1 protein-coding gene (cut by a window edge) is annotated in these 17142 nt (G+C 76.4%); it reads right to left on the bottom strand.

From position 1 onward, the window contains the following. Positions 1-17142, bottom strand: the 5' portion of a protein-coding gene (locus tag AB0B58_RS12125) for a type I polyketide synthase (RefSeq protein ID WP_360221803.1). Its footprint begins 9870 nt before the window's first position; only the first 17142 of its 27012 coding nucleotides appear in the window; the start codon lies at positions 17140-17142; its stop codon lies off the left edge, out of view.

Genomic DNA, 17142 nt, shown 5'->3' with positions numbered 1-17142 from the left:
GTCGATGAGGCCGCCCCAGCGGTCCGGGTGTTCGAGCGCGACGACGCGGCCGAAGCCCTGGATCGCGGCCTGGTCCGGGTCCGGCGCCGGGTCGGAGTCCGTCGCCGCGACGGCCCGGTTGGTGACGATCCAGAGCGGCGCGGTGATGCCGGCGTCGCCGAGCGCCTGCACGGCCGCCGCCGTGGTGACCACGTCGCCGAGGAGCGAGACGACTCCGTTGACCTCGATGCCGGCCAGCCGCGCGGCGAGCGCGGCGCGGTCCGGGCTCGCGACGGTCACGGCGGTGGCGCCCAGCGCGGTGACCACCTCGCCGGTGTCGCCCGGCGCGACCAGGGCGAGCCACGGGCCGCCGAGGGTCTCCGCGCCGGTGACCGGCGACCAGGCGATCCGGTAGCGCAGCCCGTTGAGGGTGGACGCCTCCTCGCGGCGGCGCCGCCACGAGGTGAGCGTCTGCCGGGTTGGCTCGTCCAGGGGCACGTCGCCGTTCTCCACGGCGGCCCAGAACTCGGCGTCGACGGTGACCGCCAGGTCCGCGGGCTCGGGCCAGAACCGCTGCCGCTGGAACGGATAGGTCGGCAGGTCCACCCGGGCGGTGGCCGCGGGGAAGACGGCGTCCCAGTGCACGTCCGCGCCGCGGGCGTGCACCCGGGCCAGGGCGGCGAAGAGGGCGGTCACCTCGTCGGCGTCGCGGCGCAGGGCCGGCACGCAGACCAGGCTGTCGCCGGCCGCGCCGCTGAGCGTGGCGTCCGGGCCGATCTCCAGGGCGGTGCCGGTGCCGTCGGCGGCCAGCCACGCCACGGCGTCGGCGAACCGGACGGTGGCGCGAACCTGGTCCACCCAGTAGCCGGCGGAGGCCACGCGCTCGGCCGGCACCGGCTCGCCGGTCACCGTGGAGACCAGCGGGATCAGCGGCGAGGTGTAGGTGACCGACTCCGCCACCTCGGCGAAGGCCGCCAGCATCGGGTCCATGTGCGCGGAGTGGAACGCGTGGCTGACGGCGAGCCGCCGGGCCCGGGCGAACCGGGACGCGACAGCGGCGACCGGGCCGTCGTCGCCGGAGAGGACCAGCGAGCGCGGGCCGTTGACGGCCGCGATCGAGACGCCGTCGGTGAGCAGCGGCGTGACCTCGTCCTCGGTCGCCTCCACGGCGATCATCACGCCGCCGGGGGGCAGCTCGGACATGAGCCGGCCGCGGGCCGCGACGAGGGTGCAGGCGTCCGGCACCGACAGCACGCCGGCGGCCACGGCCGCCGCGTACTCGCCGATCGAGTGGCCCGCGACCCGGTCCGGGGTGAGCCCCCACGACTCGACCAGGCGGAACAGCGCCGTCTCCAGCGCGAACAGGGCCGGCTGGGTCCAGCGGGTGTCGTCGAGCAGGGCCGCGTCGGCGCTGCCCGGCTCGGCGGTCAACAGCTCGCCGAGCGGCCGGTCGAGCAGCTGGTCGAAGTGGGTGAGCACCTCGTCGAGGGCCTGCGCGTAGACGGGGAAGCGGCGGTACAGCGCGTGGCCCATCCGGGCGCGCTGGCTGCCCTGCCCGGTGAACAGGAAGGCCAGGCCGCCGCGCGCCGGCGCGTCGGTGATCAGGGACGGGTCGGCCAGCCCGTCGCGCAGCGCGTCCAGGGCGCGCGCCACCCGGTCGCGGTCGTCGCCGAGCACCGCGGCGCGGTGCCGCAGGGCGGCCCGGGAGGTGGCGAGCGCGGCGGCCAGGTCGACCAGCGGCAGCTCCGGACGCTCGTCCAACATCGACCGCAGCCGGGCGGCCTGCGCACTGAGCGCGGCCGGCGTGCCGCCGGAGAGCACGATCGGCCCGCCCTGCGCACCCGGCGGGACCGGGGCGGCGGCCGGGGCCTGCTCCAGCACGAGATGCACGTTGGTGCCGCTGAGGCCGAACGACGAGACACCGGCCCGGCGCGGGCGGTCCACCTCGGGCCACGCGATGGTCTCGGTGGCCAGCTCGATCGCGCCCGGCACCCAGTCGACGTGCGAGGAGGGCCGGTCGACGTGAAGGGTCGCCGGCACGGTGCCGTGCTGCAGGGCGAGCACCATCTTGATGACGCTGGCCACGCCGGAGGCCATCTGGGTGTGGCCGATGTTCGACTTGACCGAGCCGAGCAGCAGCGGGCGGGTGCGCTTCGCGCCGTACGTGGCGAGCAGCGCCTGCGCCTCGATCGGGTCGCCCAGCCTGGTGCCGGTGCCGTGCCCGTCGACCACGTCGACCTCGTCGGCGCCGACGCCCGCGCCGGCCAAGGCCGCGCGGATGACGCGCTGCTGCGAGGGGCCGTTGGGTGCGGTCAGGCCGTTGGACGCGCCGTCGGAGTTGACCGCCGACCCGCGGATGACGGCGAGGACGGCGTGCCCGTTGCGCCGGGCGTCGGAGAGCCGTTCGACGAGCACCAGGCCGACGCCCTCGGCGAGGCTCATGCCGTCGGCCGCCTCCGAGTACGCCTTGCAGCGCCCGTCCACCGCCATCGCGCGCTGGCGGCTGAAGCCGACGAACGCGCTCGGCGTGGCCATCACGCTGACGCCGCCGGCCAGGGCCAGGTCGCTCTCGCCGTTGCGCAGCGACTGGCAGGCCAGGTGCAGCGCGACAAGCGACGAGGAGCAGGCGGTGTCGAGCGTGACCGCCGGCCCTTCGAGGCCGTAGTGGTAGGCCAGCCGGCCGGACAGCACGCTGGAGATGGTGCCGGTGACCAGGTGGCCCTCGGCGCCGTCCTGCACCGCGGTGCCGGCGCTGTAGTCCTGGTAGCTGGCGCCGATGAAGGTGCCGGTCCGGCTGCCGCGCAGGGTGGACGGCCGGATCCCGGCGCGCTCCAGCGTCTCCCAGCTCGTCTCGAGCAGGAGGCGCTGCTGCGGGTCCATGGCCAGCGCCTCGCGCGGCGAGATGCCGAAGAATCCGGCGTCGAAGTCGGCCACGTCGCGCAGGAAGCCGCCGCGGATCGAGTAGGTCTTGCCGGAGCGGTCCGGGTCCGGGTCGTACAGGCCGTCGGTGTCCCAGCCGCGGTCGTCCGGGAACTCGGTGATCGCGTCGCCGCCGCCGAGCACCAGGTCCCAGAGGTCCTGCGGCGACCCGACGCCGCCGGGGTAGCGGCAGCCCATGCCGACGATGGCGATCGGCTCGTCGGTGCCGGCCGCGGCGGTCGCCGTGGCCGTCGCGGCGGCCGCCCCGACGAGCTCGCCGCGGAGGAAGTCGACCAGGCCGCGCGGGTTCGGGTAGTCGAAGACCAGCGTGCTGGGCAGCGACAGGCCGGTCCTGGCGACCAGGCGGTTGCGCAGGTCCACGGCGGTCAGCGACTCGAAGCCGACGTCGCGGAACGCCTTGTGCTCGGACAGCGACTCGGAGGAGGCGTGGCCGAGCGCCGCGGCGGCCTCGCCGCGTACCAGGTCGAGCAGCACGCGGTCCCGCTCGGCCGCGGGCAGCGCGCGGATCCGGGCGGCGAAGCCGCCGTCGGACGCGGGCGCCTCCCGCTCCAGCGCGGCGACCTCCGGCACGTCCTCGAAGAGGGCGGTGGGCCGCGACGAGGTGAAGACCGGGTGGTAGAGCTTCCAGTCCACGTCGGCGACGGTGACGACGGTGTCGTCGGACTCCATGGCCTGCGCCAGGCCGGCCAGGGCGAGCGCCGGGTCCATGAAGACCAGGCCGCTGCGCCGGATCATCGACGGGTCGACCCGGCCCAGCGACACATCGTCGGACCAGATGCCCCAGGAGATCGAGGTGGCCCGGGCACCCCGGGCGCGGCGCTGCTCGGCGAGCGCGTTCAGGTAGGCGTTCGCGGCGACGTACGCGGCGTGCTGCCCGCTGCCCCACATGCCGGCGGTGGACGAGAAGAGCACGAAGTCGTCCAGGTCGTCGCCGAGCAGCTCGTCGAGCAGCCGGGCCCCGGCCACCTTGGCGTGCATGACCCGGTCGAACGCCTCCAGGCTCGTCGCCTCGATGGCGGCCAGCTCGATGACGGCGGCGGTGTGCACGACGGTGCGCACCGCGGCGCCCTCGGCGGCCAGCCGGTCGATCAGCCCGGACAGCGCCACCCGGTCCGTGACGTCGCAGGCGACCGCCTCGGCGACCCCGCCGAGCGACTCGATGAGCTCGGCCGCGCCGGGCGCCTCGCCGCCGCGACGGCTGATCAGGACGATCCGCTCCGCGCCGCGGTCCGCGAGCCACCGCGCCAGGTGCGGTGCGAGCGTCCCGGTGCCGCCGGTGACCAGGACCGTGCCGGTCGGCGTCCACTGCCGCTTCTTCTCTGCGGGTGCCCGCCGGATGCGCCGGGCCAGCACGCCCGCGGACCGGATCGCGACCTGGTCCTCGCCGGTGGCACCGGTGAGGATCGCGGCGAGCCGCTCCCCCGCCCGCCGGTCCAGCTCGGCCGGCAGGTCGATGACGCCGCCGACGCGCTGCGGGTGTTCCAGCGCGGCGGTCCAGGCGAGGCCGGCGATCTGCGCCTGTACCGGGTTGGTGATCCGGTCCGCGCGGCCGCTGGTGACCGCTCCGCGGGTGAGGAACCAGAGCGGCGCGTCGTGGCCGGCCTGTACCAGCTCGATGCTGCGGGCCAGGCCCTCGGTGAGGCCCGGGTGGCCCACGCTGGGCCCTTCGTCGGCGGCGAGCACCGACACCACGCCGGCGAGCTCGTGCCCACCGGCCTCGTGCACGACGGTGGCGCCGTGCGCGGCGAGCGCGGCGGCCACCTCCGCGTCGTCACCGACCAGCAGCCAGGTGCCGGCGAGTTCGGCGGGCGGCAGCGAGGTGAGCGGCTTCCAGCCGGCCCGGTAGCGCCACCGGTCGATGGTGGAGCTGTCCTGGCGGCGCCGGCGCCACCGGGCCAGGGCGGGCAGCACCGGGGTCAGCGCGGCCGCGTCCAGCTCGAGGCCGGCGGCGAGGGCGTCGGTGTCGCCGCCCTCCACCGCGGTCCAGAACGCGTCGTCGGCCGGTCCGGCGCCGTCGGGCTGCCGCGGCGCCCGGATCGCCCACAGGAACTCGTCGGCGAAGGCGTACGTGGGCAGCGGGACCCGCCGCGCGCCGGTGTCCGCGAACACCGGCCGCAGGTCCACCCGGACGCCGCGGACGAACGCCTCGGCCAGTGACGTGAGGAAGCGGTCGGACCCGCCCCGGCCCCGGCGCAGCGTGCCGACCACCGCGGCCGGGACGCCCGCCTGCTCGGCGACCGCCTGCACGCCCATGGTGAGCACCGGGTGTGAGCTGCACTCGACGAAGACGCGGTGGCCCTCGTCCACCAGGCCGGCGATGGCCGGCGCGAACCGTACGGTGTGCCGCAGGTTGCGGAACCAGTAGTCGGCGTCCAGCCCGGCGGTGTCCTGCCACGCACCGGTGAGGGTGGAGTAGAACGGTACCGCCGAGGTCCGCGGCCGGATCGGGGCGAGCGTCTCGAGGATCCGCTCGCGGAGCAGGTCGACCGAGTCGGAGTGCGAGGCGTAGTCGACGGCGATCCGGCGTACCCGGACGTCCTCGGCGGTCAGCCGCCCGGCCAGCTCGTCTAGCGGCCCGATCGGACCGCAGACGACGACGGCGCCGGGCCCGTTGATCGCGGCGAGGGACAGACCGGTCCCCTCGATGCGGCGCGCGGCGTCCTCCGCGGACAGCGCGACGGACATCATCGCGCCGGTGCCCGCGAGGGTGGCGCCGATGGCCTGGCTGCGCAGGGCGACGACGCGGGCGCCGTCGGAAAGGGACAGGGCGCCGGCCACGGTCGCCGCGGCGATCTCGCCCTGCGAGTGGCCGACCACCGCGTCCGGGCGTACGCCGTGCGCCTGCCACATCGCGGCGAGCGACACCATGACCGCGAACGACGCGGGCTGCACCACGTCGACGCGGTCCAGGCAGGGCGCGCCGTCGGCCTGGCGGAGCACGTCGACGAGGTTCCAGTCACAGAACTCGCTGAGCGCGGCGGCGCACTCGCCGAGGCGCTCGGCGAAGACCGCCGACTCGTCCAGCAGCCGCGCGCCCATGCCGGCCCACTGGGAGCCCTGCCCGGGGAAGACGAAGACGACCTTGCCGTCCACGTCGGCGGTGCCGGTGACCACGTTGCCGGCGGACCGCCCGTCGGCCAGGGTGGCCGCGCCGGCCAGCAGTTCGTCCGCGCCCGCGCCGACGACGACGGCGCGCTGCTCGAACAGCGCCCGGCCGGTCAGCAGCGAGAAGCCGACGTCGAGCGGCTCGGCGCCGGCGAGCCCGGCCAGGTTGGCGGCCTGCCCGGCGAGCGCGGCCGGCGTGCGGGCGGACAGCACCCACGGCAGCGGCCCGTCGTGCTGCGGCCGCGGCGGCAGCGGGGCCGGCTCCGGCGCCTGCTCGATGACGACGTGCGCGTTGGTGCCGCTGATGCCGAACGAGGACACCGCGCCGCGCCGGATCCGCTCCGGCGACGGGTGCCAGCCGGCCGGCTCGTGCAGCAGGCTGATCGTGCCGGGCGTCCAGTCGATGTGCGTGGACGGCTGCTCCGCGTGCAGGGTGCGCGGCAGCGAGCCGTGCCGCAGGGCAAGCACCATCTTGATGATCCCGGCGACGCCGGCCGCGGACTGGGTGTGCCCGATGTTCGACTTCACCGAGCCGAGCAGCAGCGGCCGCCGCGGGTCACGGTCGCGGCCGTACGTGGCCTGCAGCGCCTGCACCTCGATCGGGTCGCCCAGCGCGGTGCCCGTGCCGTGCGCCTCGACCACGTCGATGTCCGCGGTGCCCAGGCGCGCGTTGCTCAGCGCCTGCCGGATGACCCGCTGCTGTGCCGGGCCGTTCGGGGCGGTCAGGCCGTTGGAGGCACCGTCCTGATTGATCGCGCTGCCGCGGACGACCGCCAGGATCGGGTGGCCGTTGCGCTGCGCGTCGCTGAGGCGCTCGACGAGGACGACGCCGACGCCCTCGGCCAGGGTCATGCCGTCCGCGTCGTCGGAGAACGCCTTGCAGCGCCCGTCGGCGGCGAGCGCCCGCTGCCGGCTGAACGCGATGAACGGGTTCGGGTTGGTCATCACGGTGGCACCGCCGGCCAGCGCCAGGTCGGTCTCGCCGTTGCGCAGCGACTGGCAGGCCAGGTGCAGCGCGACCATGGACGAGGAGCAGGCGGTGTCGACGGTGACCGCGGGCCCCTCCAGCCCGAAGAGGTAGGCGAGCCGGCCGGAGAGCACGCTCGGGCTGGTGCCGGTGACGGCGTGCCCGGCGGCGTCGGTGTCCAGGCCGAGGCCGTACTCCTGGTAGGTGGATCCGATGAAGGTGCCGGTGCGGCTGCCGTGCACGTCGGCCGGGTCGATGCCGGCGTGCTCGAACGCCTCCCAGGTGGTCTCCAGCAGCAGCCGCTGCTGCGGCTCCATCGACAGCGCCTCGCGCGGGGAGATGCCGAAGAAGCCGGGGTCGAACCGGCCCGCCTCGTGCAGGAAGCCGCCCCGGGTGGAGTACGTGGTGCCGGCGTGGTCGGGTTCCGGATCGTAGAGGTTCTCGGTGTCCCAGCCGCGGTTGACGGGGAACTCGCTGATCGCGTCGCCGCCCTCGGCGATCAGCTGCCAGAACTGCTCGGGTGTCCGCACGCCGCCGGGGAACCGGCAGGCCATGCCGACGATGGCGATCGGCTCGTCCGGTGCCGCGCCGCCGGTCACGGCGCCGGCCGGGCCGCCGTCGGTGCCGAGGATCTCGCCGCGCAGGAGCTCGGCGACGGCGACCGGTGTCGGGTAGTCGAAGGCGAGCGTGCTGGGCAGCGCCAGCCCGGTGCGCGCGACGAGGCGCTTGCGCAGCTCCACCGCGGTCAGCGAGTCGAGCCCGGCGTCGCGGAAGGCGCGGCGCTCGGCCACCTGTTCGGCGGACGGGTGGCCCAGCACGGCGGCCGCCTCGGTGCGCACGAGGTCGACGAGCAGCCGGGTCTGCTCCTCGTCGTCCAGGGCGCGCAGTCGCTCGCCGAGCGCCGAGACCGCGCCGGGCGCCTTCTCCTCGGCCGCGTGCAGCGCCCGCACCTCGGGCAGCTCGTCGAACATCCGGCTGGCCCGGGCGGCCGTGAAGATCGGGTGGTACGTGGTCCAGTCCACGTCGGCGACGACGACCGTCACGTCCTGTTGCAGCACCGCGCGGCGCAGCTCGGCGACGGCGGCGTCGGGGCGCAGGAAGTTCAGGCCGCTCCGGCTCAGGCTGTCGGACATGGCCTCGTGGGTGGCCATGCCGGCGTCCCCCCACGGTCCCCAGGCGACCGAGGTCGCGGTCAGACCCCGGGCGCGGCGCTGCTGGGCGAGGGCGTCCAGGTAGGCGTTGGCGGCGCCGTACGCGCTCTGCCCCGCGCTGCCCCAGACACCGGCGATCGACGAAACCAGCACGAAGAAGTCGAGGTCGTGCCCCTCGAGAAGACTGTCGAGGTGTGCCGCGCCCGCCATCTTGGCGGCGGTCGTCGCGGCCACCGCCGCCAGCGGCGTCCCGGTGAGCGGCCCGGCCTGGCCGACGCCGGCGGCGTGCACCACGCCGGCCGGCGGGTACTCGGCGATCACCGCGGCGAGCGCGTCGCGGTCCCCGGTGTCGCAGGCGAGCACGGTGACGCGGGGCCCCATCGCCTCCAGTTCGGCGGCCAGCTCGGCCGCGCCGGGCGCGTCCGGGCCGCGGCGGCCGGTGAGCACCAGATGTTCCGCGCCGGCGGCGGCGAGCCAGCGCGCGACGGCCGCGCCGAGCGCGCCGGTGCCGCCGGTGATCAGCACGGTCCCGGCGGCGGTGAACGCGTCCGCGGCGGGCGTCGAGGCGATCGGGTGGCGCTCCAGGCGGGCGGCGTGCAGGCCGGTGTCCCGGATCGCCAGCTGGTCCTCGCCGCCGCGCGCGGCAAGGACGCCGGCCAGCAGCTGTACGGCCGGGGCGTCGAGGGTCGCGGGCAGGTCGAGCAGGCCGCCGGCCGGTGCCGGCCGCTCCAGGGCGGCGACCCGGCCGAAGCCCCAGGCGGCCGCCTGCGCCGGGTTCTCGAGCGGGTCGGCGGGCCCGGTGGAGACGGCGCCGCGGGTGAGGGTCCAGACCGGCACGCCCCAGGCGACGTCGGCGAGCGCCTGCGCCAGGGTGACCACCCCGGCCAGCCCATCGGGCAGTCCGGCGGCGGCCGCCGGCCGGTCGGCCAGGGCGAGCAGGGACAGCAGCCCGGCGGCGTCGCGGTGCTCCTCGAGCGCGGCGGCGACGGCGGCCCGGTCGAGCCCGGTCACGTCGAGGGTCTCGAGGCGGGCGCCGTGACCGCGCAGCGCGCCGGTGATCGCGGCGGCGTCGACGTCGCGGGCGGTGACGATCAGCCAGGTGCCGTCGAGCACCGGCGCGGCGGCGGCGCGCACCGGCTTCCACCGCACCCGGTAGCGGAATGCGTCCAGGGCCGCGTTCTCGGCGCGCTGCCGGCGCCACGACGACAGGGCGGGCAGCAGCGCGTACAGCGAGGCGTGCTGCTCGTCGCGCAGGCCGAGCAGGGCGGCCAGGCCGTTGCCGTCGCCGCTGTCCACCGCGTCCCAGAGCGCGGCGTCGGCCGGGTCGGCGGCGGCCGCGGCGGCGCCCGGCGCGACCGTGTCGGGCCAGTAGAGCTCGTTCTGGAAGGCGTAGGTCGGCAGGTCGATCCGGCGTGCGGAGGTGCCGTAGTAGGCGGCCCAGTCCACGGCGACGCCGCGCACGTGCAGCCGGCCGAGGGCCGCGGTGACGGCACGCACCTCGTCGCGGTCGCCGCGCAGGACCGGCACGGCCTCGGCGTCGAGCACGCCCTCGGCCAGCGCGGCGAGCACGCCGTCGGGGCCGGCCTCGAAGAGGATGCCGGCGCCGGTGGCGGCGAGGCCGTCGGCGAAGCGGACCGCCTCGCGGACCTGCCGCACCCAGTACGCCGGGTCGCCGAACAGGTCGGTCTCCACCCGCCCGGTGACGCCGGAGACGAGCGTGATCCGCGGGGCTTCGAGGGTGAGCCCGGCGACGACCTGCGCGAAGTCGTCCAGCATCGGGTCCATGCGGTGCGAGTGGAACGCGTGGCTGACCGCGAGCCGCTTGGTCCGCCGCTCGCCCAGCCCGGCCACCACCGCCGCGACGGCTTCCTCGTCGCCGGACAGCACCACCGACGACGGCCCGTTCACCGCCGCGATCGAGACCCCGCCGGAAAGCCGCGGAACGACCTCTTCCTCGGCCGCCTCGACCGCGACCATCGCCCCGCCGCCGGGCAGGGCCTGCATCAGCCGGCCCCGGGCGGCGACCAGCGCCGCCGCGTCCGCCAGCGAGAACACCCCGGCCACGTGCGCCGCGGCGACCTCACCGATCGAGTGTCCGATCAGCACGTCCGGGCGTACGCCGAGCGAGCGCAACAGCCGGAACAGCGCCACCTCGAGGGTGAACAGCGCCGGCTGGGTCCAGCCGGTCTCGTCCAGGGCCTCCGCGTCGTCGCCCCAGACCACCTCGCGCAGCCCGTCGAAGTGCGCGCACACCTCGTCGAACGCCGCGGCGAACACCGGGAACCGCCCGTACAGCTCGCGGCCCATCCCCAGACGCTGCGCGCCCTGCCCGGTGAACAGCACCGCGAGCCTGCCGCCGCCGGCCTCCCCCGTGATCAGGTCCGGGTCGCCGCGGTCTGCGGCCAGCGCGGCGAGCCCGCGCAGCAGCTCGTCGCGGTCGCCGACGAGCACGGCCCGCTGCTCGAACGCGGACCGGGTGGTGGACAGCGACAGGCCGACGTCGGCGGCGTGCTGATCGGCGAGGAAGGCGCGTAGCCGGGCGGCCTGGTCGCGCAGGGCGGCGCGGGTGCGGCCGGACAACGGCCAGGCGACCGGTCCGGCGTCCTCCCGGTGCCCGGCGGCCGGGACCGCCGGGGCCTGCTCGAGGATCAGGTGTGCGTTGGTTCCGGAGATGCCGAAGGACGACACCGCGGCGCGCCGGGGCCGGCCGGTCGCCGGCCACTCGCTGCGGCCCGCGGCCGGCTGCACCGCGCCGGCCGACCAGTCCACCTGCGACGACGGGCGGTCGGCGTGCAGGCTGCGCGGCACGCTGCCGTGGCGCATCGCCATGACCATCTTGATGATCCCGGCGACGCCGGCGGCGGCCTGGGTGTGGCCGATGTTCGACTTCACCGAGCCGAGCAGCAGCGGGCGCTCCTCGGCGCGGTCCTGCCCGTACGTGGCGAGCAGCGCCTGCGCCTCGATCGGGTCGCCGAGGCGGGTGCCGGTGCCGTGCGCCTCGACCACGTCGACGTCGGAGGTGCCGAGCCCGGCGCTGGACAGCGCCGCACGGATGACCCGCTGCTGGGAGGGGCCGTTCGGCGCGGTCAGCCCGTTCGAGGCGCCGTCGGAGTTCACCGCCGAGCCGCGCACCACGGCCAGCACGGTGTGCCCGTTGCGCCGGGCCTCGGAGAGCCGCTCGAGCACGACCACGCCGACGCCCTCGGACCAGCCGACCCCGTCCGCCGCGTCGGAGAACGCCTTGCAGCGCCCGTCCGGGGACAGGCCGCGCTGGCGGGAGAACTCGATCAGCGAGGTGGGCGTCGACATGACGGTGACGCCGCCGGCCAGCGCGAGGGTGCACTCGCCGGCCCGGAGGGCGTGCATGGCCCAGTGCAGTGCGACCAGCGACGAGGAGCAGGCGGTGTCGACCGAGACGGCCGGGCCCTCCAGCCCGAGGGCGTAGGCGACGCGGCCGGAGGCGATGCTGGCCGAGGTGCCGCTGCCCTGGAAGCCCTCGAACTCCCGGCCGGTGAGGAAGGCCGAGTAGTCGTTGTACATGATGCCGGCGAACACGCCGGTGCGGCTGCCGCGCAGCGTCGCCGGGTCGATGCCGGCCCGCTCGAGCGCCTCCCAGGAGGCCTGCAGGAGCAGCCGCTGCTGCGCGTCGGTGGCCAGCGCCTCGCGGGGGCTCATGCCGAAGAACGCCGGGTCGAACTCGCCGGCGTCGTGCAGGAAGCCGCCGTACCGGGCGTACGTGGTGCCGAGGTGGTCGGGGTCCGGGTCGTAGAGGTGCTCGAGGTCCCAGCCGCGGTTGACCGGGAAGCCGGAGATGGCGTCGGTCTCCTCCTCGACGAGGCGCCACAGGTCCTCGGGCGAGCGGACGCCGCCCGGATAGCGGCAGCTCATGCCGACGATCACGATCGGGTCGTCGGAGGTCGAGGCGAGCGGCGCGGTCGGCGTGGCCGCCTGCGCCGAGCCCATCAGGGCCTCGAGCAGGTGCGCGGCGAGCACGGCCACGGTCGGATGGTCGAAGACCATGGTGGCGCTCAGGCGCAGACCGGTGACCGTGGACAGCCGGTTGCGCAGTTCGACCGCGGTGAGCGAGTCGAAGCCCAGATCGGTGAACGGGCGCGCCGGGTCCACGTCCTTCTGGTCGGCGTGGCCGAGCACGGCGGCGACCTGCGCGCGTACCAGCCCGACCAGGGTGTCGCGGCGCTCGTCGTCGCCGAGGCGGGACAGCTGGTGCACCAGGCCGGCGGCGGCCTCGGTGCCGGAGACCGCGGAGCGGCGCGGCGAGCGGATCAGGCCGCGCAGGAACGCCGGCACCTCGCCGCGGGCGCGCAGCACCGGCAGGTCGAGCCGGACCGGCAGCAGCGCCGCGGCGTCGGCGGCCAGCGCGGCGTCGAGCAGTGCGAGTCCCTGCTCGACGGCGAGCGCCGGGGTGCCCGCGCGGGCGAGCCGGTCGAGGTCGGCGTCGGACAGCGCGCCGGTCATGCCGGACGTGGACGCCCACGGCCCCCAGCCCAGGGACAGCCCGGCCTTTCCTTCGGTACGGCGCAGCTCGGCGACCGCGTCCACGAAGGCGTTCGCGGCGGCGTAGTTCGCCTGTCCGGCCGCGCCGACGGTGCCGGAGAACGAGGAGAAGACCACGAACCCGGCGACGTCGCCGGCCGCGCGGTGCAGGTTCCAGACGGCGTCCGCCTTGGGCCGCAGCACCGCGTCCAGGCGCTGCGGGGTGAGCGACCCGATGACGCCGTCGTCCAGCACGCCGGCCGAGTGCACCACGGCGGCCAGGTCGGCGATGCCGCCGATCAGGGCCTCGACGGCGGCGGCGTCCGCGACGTCGCAGGCGGCCACGTCCGCGCGGGCGCCCGCGGCGGTCAGCTCGGCGACCAGTTCGGCCGCGCCTGGAGCATCCGGGCCGCGGCGGCTGACCAGCAGCAGCTTGCGCATGCCGCGGGCGACGAGGTGGCGGGCGACGACGGCGCCGAGGCCGCCGGTGCCGCCGGTGATCAGGACGGTGCCGTCCGGGTCCCACGCCGGCCCGCCCGGCACGGCGGCGGCCCGGGCCAGCCGGCCGCAGCGGATCTCGCCGCCGCGCAGGCTCAGCTGCGGCTCGTCGGAGCCGAGCGCGGCGAGCAGCCCGTCGGCGCCGCCGGCCGGGTCCAGGTCGACCAGGCCGAAGCGGCCGGGGTGCTCGGCCTGCGCGGAGCGGACCAGGCCGCGTACCGCGGCGGCGGCCGGGTCGGTGTCCGCGCCGCGGGTGACGAAGACCAGCCGCCCGGCGTTCGGGGTGTCGGCGAGCCACGCCTGGATCCGGGTCAGGGCGGCCGCGGCGGCGGCGTGCGCGGCGGCGACCGGCTCGTCTCCGGTGACGACCTGGGTGAGCACGATCGCGGCGGTGTCGTCGACCGGCAGGCCGGGCGCGAGGCCGAACGTGTCCGGTCCGGAAAGCGCGACCGCCGTCGGCACGGCCGAGGTGCCGCGCAAGGGAACCCAGTCGAGGCGGTAGAGCTCCTCGCGGCCGGAGGCGGCGGCGCCCGCCGGCTCGCGCAGGGCCAGCGAGCCGATCGACATGACCGGCCGGCCGGCCGGGTCGGCGACGGCGATGGCGATGGCGCCGTCGCCGGCCGGGGAGAGCCGCACCCGGACCGCGGTGGCGCCGGAGGCGTGCAGGGTGACGTCCTGCCAGGCGAAGGGCACGCCGGCCAGGTTCATCAGCGAGGCGGCGTGCAGGACGGCGTCGAGCAGCGCGGGATGGATGCCGAACGCGTCCGCCTCGACGGACTCCGGCAGCGCCACCTCGGCGTACACGTCGTCGCCGTGGCGCCACGCGGCCCGCAGGCCGCGGAAGGCCGGCCCGTAGGCGAATCCGGCGTCGGCCAGCCCCTCGTAGCGGCCGGTCAGGTCGATCGCCTCGGCGCCCTCCGGCGGGACCGCGCCCGCCTCGGCGCGGAATGCGCCCGCGGTGAGCGTGCCGGCCGCGTGCGGCGTCCACGGCTCGTCCTCGGCGCCCTCCGGCCGGGCGTAGACGTCGAGGGTGCGGCGGCCGGTCCCGTCCGGGCTGCCCACCCACACCTGCACGTCGACGCCGCCGGTCGCGGGCAGCGCCAGCGGGGCGGCGAGGGTGAGTTCCTCGACCCGGTCGCAGCCGACCTCGTCGCCGGCCCGCACGGCCAGCTCGAGGAACGCGGTGCCGGGCAGCAGCACGGTCCCCGCCACGGCATGGTCGGCGAGCCACGGGTGCGACCGCACGGCGAGCCTGCCGGTGAGCAGCAGACCGTCGGAGTTGGCGAGGGAGACCGCGGAGTCGAGCAGGGGGTGGTGCGCGGCGCCCAGTCCGGCCGCGGCGCCGCGGACACCCCGGGGCCAGTAGCGGCGGCGCTGGAACGCGTACGTCGGCAGGGCGGCGGGCGCGGTGCCGGTGCCGGTGAACCAGCCGTCCCAGCGCACCGGCACGCCGTTGACGTGCAGCTCGGCCAGCGCGGCGGTGAGGGTGGCGGTCTCCGGGCGCCCGGAGCGCAGCGCGGCCGCGACGGTGGCCTCCTCGGCGATCCCCCGGGTCATCGCGGCCAGCGTGCCGTCCGGGCCGAGCTCCAGGTACGCGGTGACGCCGTGCTCGCGCAGCCAGGTGACGCCGTCGGCGTACCGGACGGTGGCCCGGACCTGCCCGGCCCAGTAGTCGGCGGAGGTGAGCTGCTCGACGGTGGCGAGCGCGCCGGTGACGGTGGAGACGATCGGCAGCGACGGCGCCTGCGCGGAGAGCCCGGCGACGACGGCGCGGAACTCCTCGAGCATGCCGTCCATGTGTGCGGAGTGGAACGCGTGGCTGACCGCGAGCCGCCTGCTGCGGCGCTCGCCCAGCCCGGCCACCACCGCCGCGACGGCTTCCTCGTCGCCGGACAGCACCACCGACGACGGCCCGTTCACCGCCGCGATCGAGACCCCACCGGAAAGCCGCGGAACAACCTCTTCCTCGGCCGCCTCGACCGCGACCATCGCGCCACCGCCCGGCAGGGCCTGCATCAACCGGCCCCGGGCGGCGACCAGCGCCGCCGCGTCCGCCAGCGAGAACACCCCCGCCACGTGCGCCGCGGCGACCTCACCGATCGAGTGTCCGATGAGGTAGTCGGGGGCGATGCCCTGGTCGGCGGCGAGCCGGTAGAGGGCGACCTCGAGGGCGAACAGCGCGGGCTGCGCGTTGCCGGTCCGCTCGAGGGCGCCCGCGTCGTCGCCCCAGACCACCTCGCGCAGCCCGTCGAAGTGCGCGCACACCTCGTCGAACGCCTCGGCGAACACCGGGAACCGCCCGTACAGCTCCCGGCCCATCCCCAGGCGCTGCGCGCCCTGCCCGGTGAACAGCACCGCGAGCCTGCCGCGCCCGTGTGTGGCGCCGGTGACCAGGCCGGCGGCGGGCTGGTCGGCGGCGAGCGCGGCCAGCGCGGCGGCCGGGTCGGCGGCGGTGATCGCGGCCCGGTGCTCCAGGGCGGAGCGCGTCGTGGCCAGCGCGCGGGCGATCGCCACCCGGTCTCCGCCGCCGTGCAGGAAGTCGAGCAGCCGAGCGGCCTGCGCGCGCAGCGCGGCGGGGCTGCGCCCGGAGACCAGCCAGGGCAGCTCGTCCGGCGTGACGGTCGCCGGCTCGGGCTCCGCCGCGGCCGGCGCCTCCTCGATGATGGCGTGCGCGTTGGTACCGCTGAGCCCGAACGAGGACACGCCGAAGCGGCGCGGCTCGTCGCCGCGCGGCCAGGGCCGCTGCTCGGTCAGCAGCCGGACGGTGCCGGCGCTCCAGTCCACGTGGGTGCTCGGCGTGTCGACGTGCAGGGTCTTCGGCAGCACGTCGTGGCGCAGGGCCATGACCATCTTGATGATCCCGGCGACGCCGGCCGCGGCCTGGGTGTGGCTGATGTTCGACTTGACCGAGCCCAGCAGCAGCGGCCGCTCCGGGTCCCGGCCCCGGCCGTACGTGGCCAGCAGGGCCTGCGCCTCGACCGGGTCGCCGAGCGTGGTGCCGGTGCCGTGCGCCTCGACCGCGTCGATGTCGGCGGCGGAGAGGCGCGCGTTCAGCAGGGCGGACTCGATGACCCGCCGCTGAGACGGGCCGTTCGGCGCGGTCAGGCCGTTGGAGGCGCCGTCGGAGTTGACCGCCGAGCCGCGCAGCACGGCCAGGATGGTGCGGCCCTTGCGCCGGGCCTCGGAGAGCCGCTCGAGGACCAGCACGCCGGCGCCCTCGGACCAGCCGGTGCCGTCGGCCGAGTCGGCGAACGAGCGGCAGCGCCCGTCGACGGCGAGCCCGCCCTGGCGGGCCATCTCGACGAAGGTGGTGGGGCTGGACATGACGGTGACGCCAGCCGCGATCGCGGTGCCGCACTCGCCCTGCCGCAGCGACTGCGCGGCCAGGTGCAGGGCGACCAGCGAGGAGGAGCAGGCGGTGTCGATGGTGACCGTCGGCCCGATCGAGCCGAAGAAGTACGCCAGCCGTCCGGAGAGGACGCTTGTCGCGTTCCCGGTCAGCACGAAGCCGCGCACGTCGTCCTCGGGACCGACCCGGTAGTCCTGCGGCATGCCGCCGACGAAGACGCCGGTGCGGCTGCCGCGGATCGACGCGGGCGGGATCCCGGCCCGCTCGAACGCCTCCCAGGACGTCTCCAGCAGCACCCGCTGCTGCGGGTCCATGGAGAGCGCCTCGCGCGGCGAGATGCCGAAGAAGTCGGCGTCGAAGTCCGGCGCGTCGTGCAGGAAGCCGCCGGCGACGGAGGCCTCGGCGAGCTCGCCGCCCAGGTCCCAGCCGCGGTCCGCCGGGAAGCCCGAGAGGCCGTCCTCGCCCGCCAGCACCATCCGCCAGAGCGCCTCGGGGCTGTCGACGCCGCCGGGATAGCGGCACGCCATGCCGACGATGGCGATCGGCTCGCCGGCCGTGGCCTCCAGCTCGCTCACCCGCAGGCGGGACCGCTGCAGATCCGCGGTCGCGCGCTTGAGGTACTCCCTGAGCTTCTGTTCCCTGTCCACGGCGCCGGTCAT

It is taken from the genome of Actinoplanes sp. NPDC049118 (assembly GCF_040648555.1).
In the GTDB taxonomy this organism is placed as follows: domain Bacteria; phylum Actinomycetota; class Actinomycetes; order Mycobacteriales; family Micromonosporaceae; genus Actinoplanes.
This window is presented reverse-complemented; position numbering and strand designations above follow the sequence as displayed.